We start from the raw sequence: 18,586 nt of genomic DNA on the forward strand, positions 1-18,586 counted from the left end.
GTGAGCATTTCGACGAAGCGCCTCTGCCCGGAATTCAAGGGCCTTCGAGAGATCGGACGCGCCGGAGCGCAAAGGCGGCATACCCGTGAGGCCGGGTCGATTGCTCAGCCGTATGGCGTGCCCGCCATTGCGGCTTTCAGGCCGACGCTTCCCTTGTCGACAGTCGCGAGAAAGGCGGCTTTCGCTTCCTCTGCATCTCGGCTCTGTCGAAAGGTCCGGTGCGCCTGGATGAAGGCCACGGTCCACGTCGCCAGGAGGAGATTGGCGGCCAGATAGGCGTCGGGATCGGTTGGTTCTCGCCCTGCGCATTCAGATAGCGCCACCGTTACGACTTGCGCGAGCTCGTCGCGGATCGCCCTCGCCCGAGCCTTGAGGGTTTCGCTGCGCTCGATCGTCTCGATGAAGCGTTGGCCCTCCTCAGAAAAACTGAGGTAAGGGCTCTGTTCCGCGATCAGCCGATGCGCGAGCAGACGGTACGCCTCGATAGGCGCGACGCGGGGATCGCGCTGCCGCAAGGCTTCGCGCAGCATCTCGCGGCCTTCTTCGTCGCGATCGAAGAACATGTCCTCCTTGCGGGGGAAGTGATTGAACACCGTCATCCGTCCGACGTCGGCGGCGTCCGCAATCTCGTCTACCGTCACGTGATCAAAGCCCCGCTCGATGAAGAGGAGCGTGGCGGTATTGGAGATGCCTTGCCGCGTGGCGAGACGCTTACGGGTTCGGCGATCCGGCGACATTGACAAGCTCCCAAAACCTCTTTTATTATACTTAGTACATAATATTATTCAATACATATTTAGTATCCATACATGATGGGACGGGGTAAATGGGAAAGCAAGCCGATGATGCTGCGGCAGCAACTACGCCAAACAAAGATGTCCTCGTTTCCGGGGCGAGTTTCGCGGGACTGGCGACCGCGTATTGGCTGAATAGACTCGGCTACAAAGTGACGGTTGTCGAGATTGCGAAAGACCTCAAAAAAGGCGGCACGCCCGCTAATATCGGTAAGGAAGCCAAGGACATCCTGAAACGCATGGGCCTGTTCGAGCAGGTTCAATCAAACCGCTTGGAGATGGAAGGGACCGAGTTCAAAAACTCCGATGACGTCACCGAGGGATCAATCCGGCCGCAGCCGGATGCCGAACGCGCTGACGATGACTGGGAAGTGGAACGCGATGCACTTCTGGATATTATGTTCGGTTCCGTAAAAGACGATGTGGAGTTCGTTTTCAACAACAGCGTCGCCGCTTTGGACGAAACGACAAACGGTATCAATGTTTCCCTCAAAGACGGCTCGAAGCGCTCGTTTGCTTTGGTATTTGGCTGCGACGGCAACCATTCGCTTGTCCGAAAATTGCAGTTTGGCGAAGAGGCTGAATACACACATTTCCTCGGTCAATATTTCTCTATAACGATCGTCGACAAACTGTTGATCAAGGAAAACACCACACAGATGTATAACGTGCCGGGCAAAGCTGTGATGCTTAACGCCTACAATAACAAGACAGACATCGTTCTTTGCTTCTCTTCGGAAACAGAGATCCCCTACGACTATCGCGACGAGGAACAACAACGAAAGATCATCTCCGAGCAGTTCACCGGACAGGGCTGGAGAACTCAGGAATTATTGGAAGAGGTCAGTAACTCGAAGACGTTCTATTTCGACAAGGTGAATCAGATAAAAATGTCGTCATGGACAAAAGGCAGAGTGGCGCTTGTGGGCGACGCCGCTTATTGCGCCTCTCCGGCTGCAGGCATGGGTGGGTCGTTGGCGATAATCGGCGCTGGCGCGTTGGCTGATGCGTTTGAAAAAACCCACGGCGACTTCGAATTGGCCTTCCAGGAATACAACGAGAGTTTCCGTCCATTTATCGAAGACGTGCAAGCGAACGCCGTAAATATGTTGGACGTACTTATTCCGAAAACGAAAGAAGCCATTCGCAAGAGAAACACTCAGCCCAATCCCTGGTAGCATGTCTCGGCGATGGTCGTCGGCGCCTTGTCGGACGGCCGCATGCGCTTCAACGCGCTGCAGCGGGCCATTGCGGGCGCCGAGCGCCGCACGCTGACCCTGACGCTACGCGGCGTCGAACGCGATGGTCTGATGGACGCACGGCGTTCGCGACGGCGGCCCGAGGGTGGACCATGAGCTGACGAAACTCGGCCACTCTCTCAAGCCGCCCCTGGAGGTGCTTGCCGGGTGGGTCCGACCAATCCAGCCGCCGTTGAGGGCGCCTTGCCGGGTGGCGAGGCGCGTGCGGGATCGACGGTCGGCCTTGACATGTAACTCATGATGATGTTTACATGTACTAAGTATGTAAATAGATTCGATACATAAATAGCGCAGCTTTGTGCGCCAACCCGACCGCCGGACAGTCAGCAGAAGGGGCAGACTCATGTCGAAACTCGCAGGCAAGGTCGCAGTGGTGACCGGAGCTTCCAAGGGTATCGGCGCCGCAATCGCCAAAGCGCTCGCGGCGGAAGGCGCCGCGGTCGTGGTGAACTATGCGTCGAGCAAGGCCGGCGCGGACGCCGTCGTCGACGCCATCGGCAGCGCCGGCGGAAAGGCCATAGCGGTGCAAGGAGATGTGTCTAAGGCCGACCAGGCCAAAGGCCTGATCGAGGCGGCGATAAAGGCCTTCGCTCGCCTCGACGTGTTGGTCAACAACTGCGGCGTCTACGAACTTTCGCCGAGCCGTGACGGAGGAGCTTTATCGCAGGGTATTCGACGTTAACGTGCTCGGCGTGTTGTTGACGACCCAGGCCGCCGTCAAGCATCTCGGGGAAGGCGGCAGCGTGATTAACATCTCCTCCAACGTGACCAGCGGTTTCTGGCCGCAACTGGCGGTTTACGCCGGCTCCAAAGGCGCGGTGGATGTCATCACCGGCGTGCTGGCCAGTGAACTCGGTGCGCGCAAAATCCACGTCAACGCCATCAACCCTGGTCTCGTGGAAACCGAAGGTTCGCGCGCCGGTCTGAGCCCGGAATTCAAAGAGTTAGTCGTCGCGCGGACCCCGCTTGGTCGTATCGGCCAGCCGGACGACATCGCCGCCTTGGTCGTGTTCCTGGCTTCCGACGACGCACGATGGCTGACCGGTGAAAAACTCCTCGCCGCCGGAGGCCTGCGCTGAAACGCAGCGGTTGATGGAGCCCGCTAGGTCATGACGGCGCCCGTCTGAGGACGGCAAATTGGAGCGCGATATATGAAAGAACAAATTGATGTCGTCGTCGTCGGAGCCGGACCGGTCGGACTCCTGACCGCCATCGAGCTGACGTTGGGCGGCGTGCGCGTCCTCGTGCTGGAGCGTCTGGCCGCCGCGAGCCTGGACATGAAGGCTGGCGGGCTCGGACCGCTGGGACTCGAAGCGTTGGAGCGCCGCGGCATGGCGGCGGCCATCGCCGCTGCGGAGGCCCGCAGCTTCGCGGCGATGACGCAGGCCGGGGCTGACCCGCGCGCTAAGGGATCGAAATACAGCGGCCATTTCGCCGGCCTCGCCCTGATCCGAAAGGACGCGCAGAACGAGCCGCAGCGGCGGTCCCACCCCGTGGATCAGCAGGCCCTCGAAGCGATGCTGGCCGACCGCGCCCGCGTGCTCGGGGTCGACGTGCGCCGCGAATGTGACGTCACGAACTTCGTCCAGCAGGCGGACGGCGTCGATGTGGAATGGACCACTCCGACAGGCGCGGACCATATCCGCTGCGCCTACCTCGTGGGTTGCGACGGGGGACGCAGCTTCATCCGCAGAAAAGCCGGCTTCGACTTCCCCGGCACGGAGCCGTCGTCGACCTTCTACCAGGCCGTCGCTGAGATCGACCATCCCGAACGCCTGGCGCCCATGGGTTGGCGGCGCACATCGGGCGGTGTGTTCTCCTACGGGCCGTTTCCCGGCCGGTTGGTCATGCTCGAGTTCACCGGTCCGCCTGAAGATCGGCAGGCGCCGGTGACCCGCGAGGAAATCGAAGACGTGCTGCGCCGCGTCAGCGGCGCGGACGTCCGTGTGAAGGCGCTCGAAAGCGGGAGCCGATGGACGGACAACACGCGGCTTGTCGACTCCTATCGCCGAGGCCGCGTGCTGCTCGCCGGCGATGCGGCGCATATCCACACGCCGTTCGGCGGTCAGGGCCTGACCCTCGGGCTCGTCGACGCGGCGAACCTCGGCTGGAAGCTCGCCGCCGTGATACGCGGCGAGGCGCCCGAAAGCCTGCTCGACACCTATACGGACGAGCGTCGGCCCGTCGCCGAAGCCGTTCTGGCCAACACCCTTGCCCAGGTCGCCATCATGCGGCCCGATCCGCAATCGGGCGCCATGCGAGACCTCGTGGCGAACCTCATGCAACTCGATGACGTCAATCGACTCATCGGCGAGATGACGAGCGGCCTTTCCATCCGTTACGATTTCGGGTCGGAGCGCGACGAAGTCGGACGATTGATTGGCGACAGGCCGATCCACCACGGCAAGACGCAAGTCTCGCTCTACGCTCTCATCCAGGATGGCACGGGCGTTCTTCTCGATGCTTCAACCGAGGGGAAGGCTTCCAAGCTCGTTGTAGCCAGCACGCAGAGAGTTCGTTGCGTCGCCGTCGATACAGGGCCTTCGATGCTGATCCGTCCCGATGCCTGCATCGCCTGGGCCGGCGAGGAAGACAGCATAGACGGATTGCAAGAAGCGCTCCGCCGCTGGTTCATCCCAGCACTGGATGACGGGTCTATGGCGCCGTCCGAACAGTGATCCTTTCCGCCGCGGCCCGAGCTGTTCTCTTCGGTCAACGCTGGAGTCTTAATCTCGGTGCGCCGTAGGGCTGCCGAGGGCCGGTTGCGACATGCCGAGCTGGCGGCGGCAAGGGCGAAGTTCCGCTGACATAGGCGAGGAGGCCGCGAATGACGCCATTCACTCCGCCTTGCCCCAGCCGCCGCCCGTCGGCGTCACGATCACGATCGTCTCGCCCGCCTCCAGAACGGTTTGCGCGCAGCCTTCGAGCTCCTCGACGCGTCCATCCTTTCTCTCGACGAAATTGCGTCCGAGCTCCCCGGTCGCGCCGCCCTCCATCCCGAAATTAGGGACGCGGCGATGGCCGGTCAGCAGCGCCAGATCCATGCGCTCCCGGAAGCGCAACTTGCGCATCGTGCCGTCGCCCGCATGCCATTGTCCCTTGCCGCCCGAGCCGCGGCGGATATGGAAATCCTCCAGCACGACGGGAAAGCGCGATTCCAGCACTTCGGGATCGGTCAGGCGCGAATTGGTCATGTGGGTATGGACGCCGCTGGCGCCATTGAAGCCGCGCCCCGCCGGCGCGCCCGAGCAGATCGTCTCGTAATATTGATAGCGGGCGTTGCCGAAGGTCACATTGTTCATCGTGCCCTGCGCCGAACCCAGCGCGCCCAGCGCGCCGAACAAAGTATCGGTCACCGCCTGCGACGTCTCGACATTGCCGGCGACCACCGCGGCGGGATATTGCGGCGACAGCATCGATCCTTCGGGGATGATGATGCGGATCGGGCGCAGGCAGCCGGCATTCATCGGGATTTCGTCTTCCACCATGACGCGGAAGACATAAAGCACGGCGGCCCGGGCGACCGGCTCGGGCGCATTGAAATTGGTCGGCTGCTGCGGCGAGGTCCCGGTAAAATCGACGGTCGCTTCGCGCTTTTCCCGGTCGACGCTGATCTTCACCTTGATGACGGCGCCCTGATCCATCTCGCAGGAGAATGTGCTGTCCTTCAATCGGTCGATGACGCGGCGCACGCTTTCGGCGGCATTGTCCTGGACATGGCCCATATAGGCTTCGACCGTCGCCAGCGAGAACTGGTCGACCATGCGCTTGAGTTCCTGCGCGCCCTTTTCATTGGCGGCGATCTGCGCCTTCAGGTCATTGACGTTTTGCAGCGGATTGCGCGCGGGGTAGGGGCCGCCTTCGAGCAGCGCGTAAAGTTCTTTTTCGCGAAAACGCCCGCGCTCGACCAGCGTGAAATTGTCGATATAGACGCCTTCTTCGAGAATATTGGTGGCGCGCGGGCTCATCGATCCCGGCGAAACGCCGCCGACATCGGCGTGATGGCCGCGCGACGCGGTCCAGAACAGGATGGTCTTGCCGCGCTCGTCGAACACCGGCGTACAGACGGTGATGTCGGGCAGATGCGTGCCGCCGTTATAGGGCGCGTTGAGCGCGAAAACGTCGCCGGCGTGAATGCGTCCCTCGTTGAGGCGGATGATCGTCTCGACCGAGCGATCCATCGAGCCCAGATGCACCGGCATATGCGGCGCATTGGCGACGAGCCTTCCGTGCCGATCGAACACCGCGCAGGAGAAGTCGAGCCGCTCCTTGATGTTGACGGAATAGGCGGTGTTTTGCAGCGTTACGCCCATTTGCTCGGCGATCGACATGAAAAGATTGTTGAAGATCTCCAGCATCACCGGATCGGCCTTGGCGCCGATCGCTTCGCGATGCGCGATGGCGGCGACGCGCCGCAGGACGACGTGATTCTTCTGCGTGATCTGGGCGCGCCAGCCATCCTCGACGACGATCGTCTGGTGCGGCTCGAGGATCAGCGCCGGGCCGTCTACTTCAGCGCCAAGCGCGAGATTTTCGCGCAGGAAAACATGGGCGTCGCGCCATTGGCCATTCGAGAAAAAGCGCGTGGCGCGCACTGGCTCCGGCGCGGCCGCCTTGGCCTTGGGCCTCGCCCGTTCGGAAAAGCGCGCGGCGCCGCCGACCGCCTCCACATTGATCGCTTCGATCACCAGGGCTTTGGCCGGGTCGATGAAGCCAAAACGCGCTTTATGCGCGGTCTCGAAGGCGCGGCGCATCGCCGCGATGCTTCCCGACTTCACTTCAAGCGCGGTGTCCGAGCCGGCATAGCGCAATTGCGCGCGCACATGCAGGGCGATATCGGCGCGCGCCACGCCCTGGCTGGCGACCTCGTCGATTGCCTGGCGCCCGAGCGCGTTGGCCAGCGTCGCGATCTGCTCCAGCGCGGCCGGCGCCAGCGGCTCTTCGATGCCCTGGCCGCGACTGGCGCTGATATCGGCAAGGCCCATGCCATAGGCCGATAACAGCGATGACAGCGGATGAATCAGCACGGTCTTGATCGATAGCGCGTCGGCGACGTCGCAGGCGTGCTGGCCGCCGGCGCCGCCAAAACAATTGAGCGCATAGCGCGTGACGTCATAACCGCGCGCCACCGATATTTTCTTGATCGCCTCGGCCATTTTGGCCACTGCGATGGCGATGAACCCGTCGGCGACCTCTTCGGCGCTGCGCCCGTCGCCCACTTGCTCCGCCATATCCGCGAAGGCGCGCGAGACGCTTTGGCCGTCGAGCGCTTCGTTCTGTTCCGGTCCGAAGATTTTCGGAAAGAAATCGGGGATCAGCTTGCCGGTCATCAGATTGGCGTCGGTGACGGCGAGCGGCCCGCCGCGCCGGTAGCATTTCGGGCCGGGATTGGCGCCGGCCGAATCCGGCCCGACGCGAAAGCGCGCGCCGTCGTAACGCAGGATCGAGCCGCCGCCCGCCGCGACGGTGTGGATCATCATCATCGGCGCGCGCATGCGCACGCCGGCGACTTCGGTTTCGAACGCGCGCTCATATTCGCCATCGAAATGGGCGACATCGGTCGACGTGCCGCCCATATCGAAGCCGATGACGCGATCAAAACCGGCGCTCGCGCCGGTCTGCGCCATCGCGACGACGCCGCCCGCCGGGCCCGAAAGGATCGCGTCTTTGCCGGCGAACAGCTCCGCCGCGGTCAAGCCGCCCGACGACATCATGAACATCACGCGCGCGCCGGTGCGCGCCACATCCAGCTCCTTCGACACGCGCGCGACATAGCGCGCCAGAATCGGCGAGAGATAGGCGTCGACGACGGTCGTGTCGCCGCGCCCGACCAGCTTGATGAGCGCCGAACATTCGTGACTGACGGAAACCTGGCCAAAGCCCAGCTCGCGAGCAAGGCGCGCCACCTGCCGCTCATGTTCGGGATAGCGATAGGCGTGCATGAAGACGATGGCGAGTGCGCCAAAGCCGCGCGCCTTGGCCGCCGCCAGATCGCCACGAATGGCGGCAAGATCGGGGGCTTTCTCGATCGTTCCGTCGCTGAGCACGCGTTCGTCGACCTCGACGACGTCGGAATAAAGCTGCTCGGGCTTGATGATGTTGCGCGCGAATATTTTGGGCCGCGCCTGATAGCCGATTTCGAGCGCATCGCGAAAACCGCGCGTCGTCACCAGCAACGTGCGCTCGCCCTTGCGCTCGAGCAGGGCGTTGGTCGCGACCGTCGTGCCCATTTTCACGACGCCGATCGCCCCCACGGGGATCGGCTCGCCCGGCGCCAGACCGAGATGGTCGCGGATGGCTTGCACGGCTGCGTCGCTATAGGCCGGATTCTCTGACAGAAGTTTGCGCGCATGCAGTCGCCCGCGCGGGTCGCGGCCAATGACATCGGTGAACGTTCCGCCGCGATCGACCCAGAAATCCCAATGCGCCTGGGAAGAGCGCGTTTCGCCGCTGTGCTTTTTTGCCGCTTTGGTCACGATATTGTTTTCCGTATGATCTGAACGAACGCTGGCGCGATAGCGGTCAAGGTCTACATTCCCACGACCGGAAGTCGCCCGCGGAGCCAATCAGGAGACCTAATATGGAATATACCCGTTTCGGCAAGACCGGCATGAAAGTCTCGAGACTTTGTCTTGGCTGCATGACCTATGGCTCGCCCAAATGGCGCGAATGGATCCTCGATGAGGAGGCGTCGCGGCCCTTCATTAAGGAAGCCCTGGAGAAGGGAATCAATTTCTTCGACACCGCCGATGTCTATTCGCTCGGGGCGAGCGAGGAGATATTGGGCCGGGCGCTCAAGGATTTCGCCAAGCGCGATGAAGTCGTCGTCGCGACCAAAGTTTGCAGTCCGATGGGGTCGGACGTCAATGCGCGCGGCCTGTCGCGCAAACATATTATGGAATCGATCGACGCCTCCTTGCGCCGCCTTGGCACGGACTATGTCGATCTCTATCAGATCCACCGTTTCGATTATGACACCCCGATCGAGGAAACGGTCGAGGCGCTCAATGACGTCGTGCGCGCGGGCAAGGCGCTGTATGTCGGCGCGTCGTCGATGTGGACGTGGCAATTTGTGCGCATGGTTTCGGTCGCGCGCGAGAGGGGTCTGGTCGAGTTCGTCTCGATGCAGAATTTCTACAATCTGATCTATCGCGAGGAGGAGCGCGAGATGATGAAGTTTTGCGCCGACCAGAACCTCGCCGTCATTCCCTGGTCGCCGCTGGCGCGCGGCTATCTCGCAGGTTCCGGGGTCGGCGAAAAGGCGTCGACGCTGCGCGGCCGCACCGATCCCTATAGCGTGACGCTGGGCTTGGGCTCGCGGCAGGACGAAGCGATTCGCCGGCGTGTCGTGGAAGTGGCGGAGAAGCATGGCGTCAAACCGGCCGTCGTCGCGCTCGCTTGGGTTCTGTCGAAGCCCTATATCACAGCCCCGATTGTCGGCGCCTCCAAACCGCATCATCTTGATGACGCGATCGCCGCTCTGACGCTGAAGCTCGATGCGCGCGCCATTGCCAAGTTGGAAGAGCTCTATCATCCCAAAGCGGTCGCCGGACATGCTTAGCGATGCCTGACGCCTTCGCCCCTCGCGGCGTTCGGCCGCGATGACGGGCAATCGCTATTATTCCGGGCCGATTTCCGATCATTTCGATGGAATGCGTTTTTTCGCGCCCGGCGGCTCGGCCGATCGCGGCCTACCGGACGTCCTGCGCTGGAGGCTGAGGGAAAAGCGCGCGCCCTGGCCCAAAAGCTTCGCAAGCCCGTTTGCCGATCGGCCGCCTGCGCGGGTCGAGGGCGGCGCGCTGCGGGTGGTCTCGATCGGCCATGCCAGTTTTCTGATCCAGACGCGCGGGCTGAATATTCTCGTCGATCCCGTCTTCTCGAAGCGCGCGAGCCCTCTGCAATGGATCGGACCGGCGCGCGTCAGTCCGCCGGGCGTAGCGCTCGACGATCTGCCTGGCGTCGACGCCATTCTGATTTCGCACAACCATTACGACCATCTCGACCTCGCATCGCTTTCCGCGCTGAAACGAAGACATCGCGCGCGCATCCTGCTGCCTCTGGGCAATGACGCGATCCTGGCGGCGCATGATCCGGCGCTCATCGCCGAGCCTTTCGACTGGGGCGCGCGGGTTGCGCTGTCGCGCGAAGTCGCCGTGCATTTTGAGCCGGCCTATCATTGGTCGGCGCGCGGTCTTGGCGATCGTCGCATGGCGCTATGGTGCGCCTTTGCGATCGAAACGCCGGACGGCGCGATCTATTGCATCGGCGACACGGGTTTTGGCGATGGCGCCATTTTCAGCGACATCCGGCAAAAGCACGGTGCGCCGCGTCTGGCGCTTATCCCGATCGGCGCCTACGAGCCGCGCTGGTTCATGAGAGATTTCCACGTCAATCCCGCCGAGGCCGTGAAAATTCTGGAGCTCTGCGGCGCGCGCAACGCCATCGCCCATCATTGGGGAACTTTTCAGCTCACCGACGAAGCGATCGAAGCGCCGCCCGAGGCCTTGCGCATCGCTTTGGCCGAGGCCGGCGCGCCAGCCAATCGTTTTCACGCGATCCGGCCGGGCGAGGTTTGGCAAGAAGCGAGCGCGTAGTTCCTAACCGGCCGCCCGGGTCAAACCCTCGACCGTCGCGGGAATTTGCTGAGGCGTTTCAGCCAGCGCGTCGGCGCCTGCTTCGCTCAATTCCTCCTGGCCGCCGTAACCCCATAGGGCGCCGATCGCCGCGATCCCGACCGCCTTCGCTCCCAGGACGTCATATTTGCGATCGCCGATCATGACGACGTTTGCTGGATTTGCAGCGATGCGCTCGCGTCCGAGCAGATAGGTGAGAAGGTCGCTTTTGATCGCGCGGCCGCCATCGCTTTGCGCGCCATATATTTCGGCGAAGAATTTCGCCAGCCCGAAATGATCGAGGACGCGGCGGGCGTCGGCCTCATTTTTCGACGTCGCAACGAACAGGCGGCGGCCTGCGGCGCGCAGAACCTCCAGCGCTTCCGGGACGCCCCGATAAACGGCGTTCTCAAACAACCCGATCGTGGCGTAGCGCTCGCGATAAAAACTCATCATCGGCTCGACGAGATCGTCGCCGACAAGCGTTGCGAAGGTGTTGCGCAACGGCGGCCCGATCATGAAATCGAGCGCGCTCTCCTCGGGTATGGGAATCGCCTTGCCTGTCGTCTCGTTCAGCCGCCCCAGCGCGTAACGCGTCGAGCGTAGAATTCCCGGCCGCGAATCCGTCAGCGTGCCGTCAAGATCGAAAATAGCGATTCCCGCACTGCTCATTTGAGCAGCACGTAGATATCGACTTGCAGGTTGGGATCGTCGGGCGTTTTGACGTCGTTGAGATATTCCTCGACAAACAGATTGGCCGCCTCCAATCCCTTTTCGTCAAGATAGGCGGTGATCGCCTCATAGGTCGAATCGATATCTTCATAGGAGCCGCGATGCTCGAATCTCATCGCTTTGCCCGCCGGCGTCTGGCCAAGCTTGACGGAATCCGATAGCGCGGTCTTGCCGTCGGGCGCCTTGTCGACCGGGATCATCGCGCGATAGCTGAACCCGGTGTCGTCCGTTTCAGTAAAGGCCGTGATGGGCCGGCCCGAGGCGGTCAATCCCGATTTAGCGAGTTCCGCCCTGATCAGGCCGAAGGCGTCGGTAATCGCGCTGAAACCCTCGGTCCAATTCGCCTTGCCTTCGATATAGGCGGCGGGATGAGCGGTCATTTCGAGTGGAACGCCGCTCGAGGAATCGTCGGGCGCATCGGGTCCTGATGCGCCGGGCGTCGCCGCGGCGGGCGGACTGGCCGGCGGCGCGGCGGGCGTCGTTGGAGGCGCGGCGGCGGGAGGCGTCGCGGCTGGCGCATTGGCGCCAGGGGTCGGGGCGGCTGGCGGCGCGGAAGGCGGGGTTGCCGGCGCGCTGGCGGCTGGAGCCGGGGAAGGCGTCGCCGCGGGGGCGTTGGCTGCGGGATTCGTCGGCGTCGCGGCGGGAGCAGGGGCGGCGGGCGCCGCCGGCGCAGGTTGCGATACGCCAGGCGTCGCCGGCGCGGCTTGCTGCGCGGAGCCGCTGACGATCGCGAAGGGCGCGCCGAAGATCAGCGCACAAGCCAAAGCCGCGAGCCGGCCATGGGCGAAAGCCCTGGAAATCATCACGCGCCCCTTTTTCGCTCGAACGTAGCGGATTCGTTCCCCGCCACTATGAAGCGAACGCCGCTTGGCGCCAAGACGCCGCCCTCAATATCGCGTGAGGCGACGCCTCAAGCCGGCGCCGGTTTTGTCCATTTGAGCACGGGCTGGCGCGCGGCGCGCGTCTCGTCAAGGCGCCTGCGCGGCGCGCGGCGCGGGGCGGCGGTAAAGCGCTCGCGCTCGCCGCCGAGCGCCGATAGCGCGAGATCGCGCAAGGTCATAATAAACAGATCGAGGCTGGCCTTCGATTCGGATTCTGTGGGTTCGATCAGCATCGCGCCATGAACCACCAGCGGGAAATAAACCGTCATCGGATGATAGCCTTCGTCGATCATCGCCTTGGCGAAATCGAGCGTCGTCAGCCCGGTCTCCTTGAGCCAACGGTCGTCGAACAAAGCTTCATGCATGCAGGGGCGGTCGCCGAAGGGCGACGACATGAGATCATTGAGGCTGACCCGGATGTAATTGGCCGAGAGCACCGCGTCCTCCGACGCCTGTTTCAGTCCGTCGGCGCCATGCGATAAAATGAAGGCGATGGCGCGCACGAACATGCCCATCTGGCCATGGAAGGCGGTCATGCGCCCGAACGCCTGCGAACCCTCGATATGCTCGACAAAGTCCAGCGTATCGCCCCGCGCAACGATATAAGGAACCGGCGCGAAGGGCGCGAGCGCTTTCGACAGCACGACCGGCCCGGCGCCGGGACCGCCGCCGCCGTGCGGGGTCGAGAAGGTCTTGTGCAGATTGATATGCATCGCATCGACGCCCAGATCGCCGGGACGCGCCTTACCCATGATGGCGTTGAAATTGGCGCCGTCGCAATAAAAGAACGCACCTGCTTCATGCATCGCTTGCGCGATGGCGGCGATCTCGCGTTCGAACAGCCCGCAGGTATTGGGATTGGTCAGCATGATCGCGGCGACTTCGGGCCCCAGAGCGCTTCTGACGGCGTCGGGACTGACGGTTCCGTCGGCGCCCGTCGGCACCGAGCGCACGGAAAAACCGATCAGCGCAGCGGTCGCCGGATTGGTGCCATGCGCCGATTCGGGCACCAGCACGACATTGCGCGTGGCGCCTTCGCCCCGCGCCTCTATCGCGGCCTTGATCGCCATCATGCCGCAAAGCTCGCCATGGGCGCCGGCCTTTGGCGACATCGCGATCGCGCTCATGCCGGTCATGGTCATCAATATCCGGGCGAGATCGCTGGTGAGTTCGAGCGCGCCCTGCACGGTCGAGGTCGGCTGCAGCGGATGGATGTCGGCGAATCCCGGCAAGCGCGCCATTTTCTCGTTCAGACGCGGATTGTGTTTCATCGTGCATGAGCCGAGTGGATAGAGCCCGGCGTCGATCGAATAGTTCTTGCGCGACAGGCGCACATAATGGCGCATGGCCTCAGGCTCGGAGAGGCCTGGCAGGCCGATCTCGCTGTTGCGCGCATGGGCGCCAAGGCGCGAGACGAAGGCCGAGGGTTCGTCGATGTCGACGCCGGTCGCGTCCAGACGGCCGGTCTCGAAGATCAGCGCCTCTTCCATATCGAGCGCGCGATTGCCGGTGAACGTATGTGTATCGGCGGTCGACGCTTCGCCTGAGCGGGTCGGGCGTCCTTGGTTGTTCAGCATTCCGAATGTTCCGCTTGTCTGGCCTAGAGGCATTGCGCGAGGGCGGCGGCATAGGCCGCGCGATCCTCATCCGAATTCGTTTCCGTGCTCGCGACGACGATGAGATCGTCGAGGCCGGCCTTGGGGAGCAGGCGCGAGACCGGCAGGCCGCCGATGACGCCCTTTTTCGCCAACGTCTCGATCAATTCCTCGGCGGGGCGCGGCGTGCGGATCGTGAATTCATTGAAGAAACATTCATTGATCACGCTAACGCCCTTGACGCCCGACAGGCGGTCGGCGAGCTGGACGGCGTTGGCGTGATTGACCCTGGCGAGGCGCTGCATTCCGGTCTGGCCGAGCAGGCTCATATGGATCGAGAAGGCGAGGGCGCAGAGGCCGGAATTGGTGCAGATGTTGCTGGTCGCTTTCTCGCGGCGGATATGCTGCTCCCTCGTCGACAGCGTCAGCACGAAGCTGCGCCTGCCCTCCGCGTCGATGGTTTCGCCGGCGAGGCGTCCGGGCATCTGGCGGACATATTTCGATTGCGTGGCGAAGAGGCCGACATAGGGGCCGCCGAAATTGAGCGTATTGCCGATCGACTGACCCTCGCCGACGGCGATATCGGCGCCCATTTCGCCGGGCGAACGCAGCGCGCCGAGCGAAACGGTCTCGGTGAAGACGGCGATCAGCAAGGCGCCCTTGGCGTGGGCGGCCGCCTTGATTGGCGCGAGATCGCGCGGATTGCCAAAAAAATCCGGGCTCTGGACGATCACGCAGCTTGTCTGATCGTCGATCGCGGCGGCTATGTCCTCGCTGGCCAGAATGTCGGGCGCAAGACGCAGGATTTCGTCTCCCGCCATATGGGCCAGCGTCGCCGCCACATCGGCGTATTGTGGGTGAAGGCCGCCCGAAAGCACCGCCTTCTTGCGCCGCGTCAGACGATGCGCCATCAGCATGGCCTCGGCGCAAGCGGTCGATCCGTCATACATGGAGGCGTTGGCGACCTCCATGCCGGTGAGCGCGGCGACCTGCGTCTGGAATTCGAACAGAACCTGCAATGTCCCTTGCGCGATCTCGGGCTGATAGGGCGTGTAGCTCGTCAGGAATTCGGAGCGCTGGATGAGATGATCGACGCTGGCGGGCACATGATGGCGATAGGCGCCGGCGCCGACAAAAAACGGAACCGAGCCCGCCGCGACATTGCGCTTTGCGAGCGAAGAAAGTATCCGTTCGACCTCGATTTCACTCTTGCGGGTCGGGATGTCGAGCAAGCCGCTGACCCGCTTGTCGGCGGGAATATCGGCGAAGATTTCATCGATATGCGAAACGCCGACGCGCGCCAGCATCAGCGCGCGGTCAACAGCGTCGAGGGGCAGGTAGCGCATCGAAGGGCTCACGCGATGGATTTGAGGAAATCTTGATAGGCGGCTTCGTCCATCAACGCCGTGACTTCGGCGGGGTCGGAGAGCTTGAGCTTGAGGATCCAGCCCTTGCCCAAAGCATCCTCGTTGATCAGGCTCGGCTCGCTTTCAAGATCGCTATTGATCGCGACGACCTCTCCCGACACCGGCGAGAACACTTCACTGGCCGCCTTGACGCTCTCGACGACGGCGGCCTGGGCGCCTTTGGCGAGCTTGTCGCCGACAGCGGGCAGTTCGACGAAAACGACGTCGCCGAGCTGGGCCTGCGCATGTTCGGAAATGCCGATGGTCCCGACGTCTCCCTCGACGCTGATATATTCATGGTCTTTGCTGTAGCGCACTTGCGACATGGATGGATCTCCCCAGCGTTGGCTGTCTACGGGCCGCGATAATAGGCATGCGGATGGAAGGGCAGGGCGACGATGCTGGCCGCAAGAGTCTTGCCGCGCACGATCAGGCCGATCGGCGCGCCCGGCGCCGCATAGTCGCTCGCGACATAGCCCATGGCGATCGGCGATCCGACGCTCGGGCCAAAGCCGCCCGATGTGACGATTCCGACGACGGCGCCCGCCTCGTTGACGATCTCTGCGCCGTCGCGCGCGGGCGCGCGGCCTTCAGGCCTGATCCCGACGCGCTTGCGGCGGGGGCCGTTCGCCAGCGCGGCTTGAATCCGGCCCGCGCCGGCAAAACCGCCCTCGATTCGCCGCCGCTTCTGGATCGACCAGTTCAATCCCGCCTCGATAGGGTCTGTCGTCTCGTCGAGTTCGTGGCCATAAAGGCACAGGCCCGCCTCCAGACGCAGCGAATCACGCGCGCCAAGACCGATGGGCTTCACTTCTGCTTCGGCCAGCAGGCGCTTCGCAAAGGTTTCCGCCGATTCGGCGGGAAGCGAAATCTCAAAACCATCCTCGCCGGTGTAGCCCGAGCGCGAAATATTCGCCTCGACGCCCAAAAGGCGAACCTTGCGCGCGCTCATGAAGGGCATGGCGCCGATATTCTCGTCCGGGGCGAAGCGCGCGAGCACGCTGGCCGCCTGCGGCCCCTGCAGAGCGATCAAGGCGAGAGTGTCCAGGATCGTGAGGCGCACGTTGGCCGGCAGTCGCGCGCGCAGGAGATCGAAATCGACTGCCTTGCGCGAGGCGTTGACGACAAGGGACAAGGCGCCGTCCGCTCCGACAGGCCGCGTGACCATCAAATCGTCGACAATGCCGCCCTCCTCATTGAGAAATTGCGTATAGCGCTGGCGTCCCGGCGCCAGATTGAGGATGTCGGCCGGGCAAAGCCGTTCGAGCGTATGGGCGGTCGCTGCGTGATCGGGCCCGTCGAGATAGGCCTGACCCATATGCGAAACGTCGAACAGCCCGGCGCCCGCGCGGGTGTGCAGGTGTTCGGCCAGAATGCCTGGGGGATAATTCACTGGCATGTCGTAGCCGGCGAAAGGAACCATGCGCGCGCCAAGCGCGACATGCAGCGCATGAAGCGGCGTTTGCAGCAAAGCGGGCGCGTTTGGCGAATCGGGAGAGGACATCAAGCCACCGGTCATGAGAATAGGCGCTAGCCTCGACGCCGCTCGCCCGCAAACGGGTTAACGGATCGATAGCGCCCCCTCTGTCCCGTGACCTGAGAGATTTCCCGCCGCTTGCGCGGCAGTTACCCCCGTCGGTGGGCGAGCGCGTTTGGCGCGCCAGCCTCTTTCCAGAGTGTCATCCCCTCGGCGGTCCATTGGCCTGAGCGTTTCCGGGGCGGTTGCGCCTTCGGCGCCGGAAGAGCGAAAGCTCCGCCGGACTCTCCCGCTGGGGGTCTTGACCTGACGGGTTCGAGCAAGCCCGAACCGCGTGTCATTGTCAATTGGGGTGTTTCCTATGGCGGGGCTTTGGCGCCTCGCCGGCGCGTCCGGTGTCGAAACCGACAAGGATCGTATAATCCTGGTCCGCCCATTTATGTTCGTAGGGCAGCATGAGCGGCTCGGACACGAATTGGAACGGCGCCTCGCTGCCGCCCGCGGTATTGGCCTCGATCTTGTAGACCTTCGAGAGTTGCGGCTTGTTGTCGCTGTCGCGGCGGACAACGATCCGCAATTGCGCGGAATAGGCGCCGGGCGCTCCGGCCGGACCGATCAGCAGATGGCCGGCGACGCCGACCTTGATCCCGAATTGATTGCCCTGGACATGGCATTCGCGCGCCGTATTGGCGATGTCGAACTGATAGCGGACCGAATCATTGCTCTGCCCGCCGACTCGAACGGCTGCCGTGCCGTCCAGCACCTCGATCTGCGGGCAGTCGACCTCCTGGACTTCGCCTGTCGGCGCGCCGGGAGGAGCCTGGGTGGCGGCGCCCGCGGAAATGATATTGCCCGGGTCGAATGCGCCCAGCGAACTGCAGGAGGCGCATAGCGCGGCCAGACTCGCGACAAAGGCGAGGCGCATGCTCCTGGAGTCGATCATTCGCATCATTACTCAACGCTCCGCCGCTTTAAAATGTGGGCCGCTTATAGCAGTTTTCTTTGCCGCGGCCAGATGCGCCCCGTCAACGCGGCGCGCTATTATGGCAATTGCTCAATCGCGTCCTTGAAGCCGGCGAGGGCGAGCGGAATGCCGATTCCCTCCTCCGGCGTCTGAAAGATGATGAAGGTCGCGGACTGGCCGTTCTTCATCTGGTCGACGAGCTTGTCCTCCATCACGACTTCGGCGATGCAGCCATTGGGCAAGCAACGCACAAAACCGGCCCGGCCGACGTCGGCCTGGTCGATCTTGAGGCCGAGGCCCGAGGGAATCAGCACGCCGAGAGGCGCGATCACGCGCAGCAGCCGGCTCTTGCCGTCGGCTGTCTTGAGCACGATCACGATCAGGGTGATGTTCGGCCGGTCCTCGGCCGCCACGCTTTGAATGAGCGCGCATTGCTCCCGGGCGGCTCCTGGCGGCGTCTCGCAGCGCGTTTCCCAATCGCCATGTTTGGATTTGACGACGCCCTGCGCCAAAACCGGCGACGACGCAAAGGCGACGAACAGGAGGGCCACAAGCGCTGCGCTGGCCTGACGAAGCGGTCGAGCACGACGCCCGCGCTCGAAAATTGACGATTTCATCTTGAATGACAGCCTTTCCGACCGCTCGCCAGCTTCATTTCATTTGGCCTATCAAAAGCCCTCGACCTGTCAAGCCGAACTTATCGCCCTAACGGCAAAAGGCGGCGCGGCTGCGACCCTTCGTCCGCTTTGCGCCGCATCCCGCGGAGATGGCGATGCGAATGCCGCCAGCGCGGATATGCCGCAGCATGGAAGATGGCGCCGCGGCATTGCTTCCCGGGCCGCTTTGTGGTTTTCAACTCTGAATTA

The 18,586-nt window shown here is 63.2% G+C and carries 15 protein-coding genes, 1 pseudogene and 1 riboswitch; of the genes and pseudogenes, 6 read left to right on the forward strand and 10 right to left on the reverse strand.

Features of this window, described 5'->3' with window-relative positions:
* Window positions 1-104: 104 nt before the first annotated feature.
* Window positions 105-737, reverse strand: a complete 633-nt coding sequence (locus tag GSQ90_RS04965; RefSeq protein WP_158813683.1) for a TetR/AcrR family transcriptional regulator — start codon at window positions 735-737, stop codon at window positions 105-107.
* Between the two features lie 89 nt (window positions 738-826).
* Between GSQ90_RS04965 and GSQ90_RS04970 the strand changes: the two genes are divergently transcribed.
* The 4 genes and pseudogenes from GSQ90_RS04970 (at window position 827) to GSQ90_RS04985 (ending at window position 4,731) form a co-directional block, all read left to right on the forward strand.
* A complete protein-coding gene (locus tag GSQ90_RS04970; protein WP_158813684.1) occupies window positions 827-1,972 on the forward strand; it encodes an FAD-dependent monooxygenase in 1,146 nt (381 codons plus the stop codon).
* Window positions 1,973-1,984: 12 nt separating this feature from the next.
* Window positions 1,985-2,149: a winged helix-turn-helix transcriptional regulator gene (locus tag GSQ90_RS32290; protein ID WP_371418328.1), complete on the forward strand. Its 165-nt coding sequence runs from the start codon at window positions 1,985-1,987 to the stop codon at window positions 2,147-2,149.
* 247 nt (window positions 2,150-2,396) lie between these two features.
* Window positions 2,397-3,132, forward strand: a pseudogene (locus GSQ90_RS04980) (glucose 1-dehydrogenase).
* A gap of 72 nt (window positions 3,133-3,204) precedes the next feature.
* On the forward strand, window positions 3,205-4,731 hold the full coding sequence (locus GSQ90_RS04985) for an FAD-dependent oxidoreductase (RefSeq protein ID WP_158813685.1): 1,527 nt from the start codon (window positions 3,205-3,207) through the stop codon (window positions 4,729-4,731).
* A gap of 159 nt (window positions 4,732-4,890) precedes the next feature.
* On the opposite strand, the gene GSQ90_RS04990 is transcribed toward GSQ90_RS04985, so the two are convergent.
* On the reverse strand, window positions 4,891-8,529 hold the full coding sequence (locus GSQ90_RS04990) for a hydantoinase B/oxoprolinase family protein (protein WP_158813686.1): 3,639 nt from the start codon (window positions 8,527-8,529) through the stop codon (window positions 4,891-4,893).
* Window positions 8,530-8,633: 104 nt separating this feature from the next.
* On the opposite strand from GSQ90_RS04990, the gene GSQ90_RS04995 reads away from it, so the two are divergent.
* Together GSQ90_RS04995 and GSQ90_RS05000 are read left to right on the forward strand one after the other, a co-directional pair.
* A complete protein-coding gene (locus GSQ90_RS04995) occupies window positions 8,634-9,614 on the forward strand; it encodes an aldo/keto reductase (protein ID WP_158813687.1) in 981 nt (326 codons plus the stop codon).
* A 40-nt stretch (window positions 9,615-9,654) separates the two neighbouring features.
* Window positions 9,655-10,647: an MBL fold metallo-hydrolase gene (locus GSQ90_RS05000; protein ID WP_158813688.1), complete on the forward strand. Its 993-nt coding sequence runs from the start codon at window positions 9,655-9,657 to the stop codon at window positions 10,645-10,647.
* Between the two features lie 3 nt (window positions 10,648-10,650).
* Here GSQ90_RS05000 and GSQ90_RS05005 read toward each other — a convergent pair whose 3' ends face one another.
* The 8 genes from GSQ90_RS05005 to GSQ90_RS05040 form a co-directional block, all read right to left on the reverse strand.
* Window positions 10,651-11,337, reverse strand: coding sequence for an HAD hydrolase-like protein (locus GSQ90_RS05005; RefSeq protein ID WP_158813689.1), 687 nt, complete (start codon window positions 11,335-11,337; stop codon window positions 10,651-10,653).
* Window positions 11,334-12,200 (reverse strand): GyrI-like domain-containing protein, encoded by an 867-nt coding sequence (locus GSQ90_RS05010; RefSeq protein WP_210254815.1) that lies wholly within the window; start codon window positions 12,198-12,200, stop codon window positions 11,334-11,336. Before GSQ90_RS05010 ends, GSQ90_RS05005 begins: the two co-directional genes overlap by 4 nt.
* 107 nt (window positions 12,201-12,307) lie before the next feature.
* Complete coding sequence (gene gcvPB, locus GSQ90_RS05015; RefSeq protein WP_158813691.1) at window positions 12,308-13,855, reverse strand: aminomethyl-transferring glycine dehydrogenase subunit GcvPB; 1,548 nt, start codon at window positions 13,853-13,855, stop codon at window positions 12,308-12,310.
* A 23-nt stretch (window positions 13,856-13,878) separates the two neighbouring features.
* Entirely contained in the window at window positions 13,879-15,219 is a 1,341-nt protein-coding gene (gene gcvPA / locus GSQ90_RS05020) for an aminomethyl-transferring glycine dehydrogenase subunit GcvPA (RefSeq protein WP_158813692.1), read from the reverse strand.
* An 8-nt stretch (window positions 15,220-15,227) separates the two neighbouring features.
* The gene (gene gcvH, locus GSQ90_RS05025; RefSeq protein WP_158813693.1) at window positions 15,228-15,605 is read right to left on the reverse strand and encodes a glycine cleavage system protein GcvH; all 378 of its coding nucleotides are present in this window, start codon (window positions 15,603-15,605) and stop codon (window positions 15,228-15,230) included.
* A gap of 26 nt (window positions 15,606-15,631) precedes the next feature.
* Window positions 15,632-16,798, reverse strand: coding sequence for a glycine cleavage system aminomethyltransferase GcvT (gene gcvT / locus GSQ90_RS05030; protein ID WP_246731409.1), 1,167 nt, complete (start codon window positions 16,796-16,798; stop codon window positions 15,632-15,634).
* A gap of 162 nt (window positions 16,799-16,960) precedes the next feature.
* A riboswitch (glycine riboswitch) is annotated at window positions 16,961-17,058 on the reverse strand.
* A 41-nt stretch (window positions 17,059-17,099) separates the two neighbouring features.
* Window positions 17,100-17,708 (reverse strand): hypothetical protein, encoded by a 609-nt coding sequence (locus GSQ90_RS05035; protein ID WP_158813694.1) that lies wholly within the window; start codon window positions 17,706-17,708, stop codon window positions 17,100-17,102.
* 89 nt (window positions 17,709-17,797) lie between these two features.
* Entirely contained in the window at window positions 17,798-18,337 is a 540-nt protein-coding gene (locus tag GSQ90_RS05040; protein ID WP_158813695.1) for an invasion associated locus B family protein, read from the reverse strand.
* Window positions 18,338-18,586: the final 249 nt, after the last annotated feature.

This window comes from Methylocapsa sp. S129 (assembly GCF_009765995.1).
Classification (GTDB): domain Bacteria; phylum Pseudomonadota; class Alphaproteobacteria; order Rhizobiales; family Beijerinckiaceae; genus Roseiarcus.

Excerpts from the sequence above, each read along its gene's own strand:
- GSQ90_RS04985 (WP_158813685.1), top strand. The coding sequence starts at position 3,205 with ATGAAAGAACAAATTGATGTCGTCGTCGTCGGAGCCGGACCGGTCGGA.
- gcvT (WP_246731409.1), bottom strand. The coding sequence starts at position 16,798 with ATGACCGGTGGCTTGATGTCCTCTCCCGATTCGCCAAACGCGCCCGCT.
- gcvPB (WP_158813691.1), bottom strand. The coding sequence starts at position 13,855 with ATGCTGAACAACCAAGGACGCCCGACCCGCTCAGGCGAAGCGTCGACC.
- GSQ90_RS04965 (WP_158813683.1), bottom strand. The coding sequence starts at position 737 with ATGTCGCCGGATCGCCGAACCCGTAAGCGTCTCGCCACGCGGCAAGGC.
- GSQ90_RS05040 (WP_158813695.1), bottom strand. The coding sequence starts at position 18,337 with ATGAAATCGTCAATTTTCGAGCGCGGGCGTCGTGCTCGACCGCTTCGT.
- GSQ90_RS04995 (WP_158813687.1), top strand. The coding sequence starts at position 8,634 with ATGGAATATACCCGTTTCGGCAAGACCGGCATGAAAGTCTCGAGACTT.
- GSQ90_RS05005 (WP_158813689.1), bottom strand. The coding sequence starts at position 11,337 with ATGAGCAGTGCGGGAATCGCTATTTTCGATCTTGACGGCACGCTGACG.
- GSQ90_RS32290 (WP_371418328.1), top strand. The coding sequence starts at position 1,985 with ATGGTCGTCGGCGCCTTGTCGGACGGCCGCATGCGCTTCAACGCGCTG.
- GSQ90_RS05010 (WP_210254815.1), bottom strand. The coding sequence starts at position 12,200 with ATGATTTCCAGGGCTTTCGCCCATGGCCGGCTCGCGGCTTTGGCTTGT.
- GSQ90_RS05035 (WP_158813694.1), bottom strand. The coding sequence starts at position 17,708 with ATGATGCGAATGATCGACTCCAGGAGCATGCGCCTCGCCTTTGTCGCG.
- gcvPA (WP_158813692.1), bottom strand. The coding sequence starts at position 15,219 with ATGCGCTACCTGCCCCTCGACGCTGTTGACCGCGCGCTGATGCTGGCG.
- GSQ90_RS05000 (WP_158813688.1), top strand. The coding sequence starts at position 9,655 with ATGACGGGCAATCGCTATTATTCCGGGCCGATTTCCGATCATTTCGAT.
- GSQ90_RS04970 (WP_158813684.1), top strand. The coding sequence starts at position 827 with ATGGGAAAGCAAGCCGATGATGCTGCGGCAGCAACTACGCCAAACAAA.
- gcvH (WP_158813693.1), bottom strand. The coding sequence starts at position 15,605 with ATGTCGCAAGTGCGCTACAGCAAAGACCATGAATATATCAGCGTCGAG.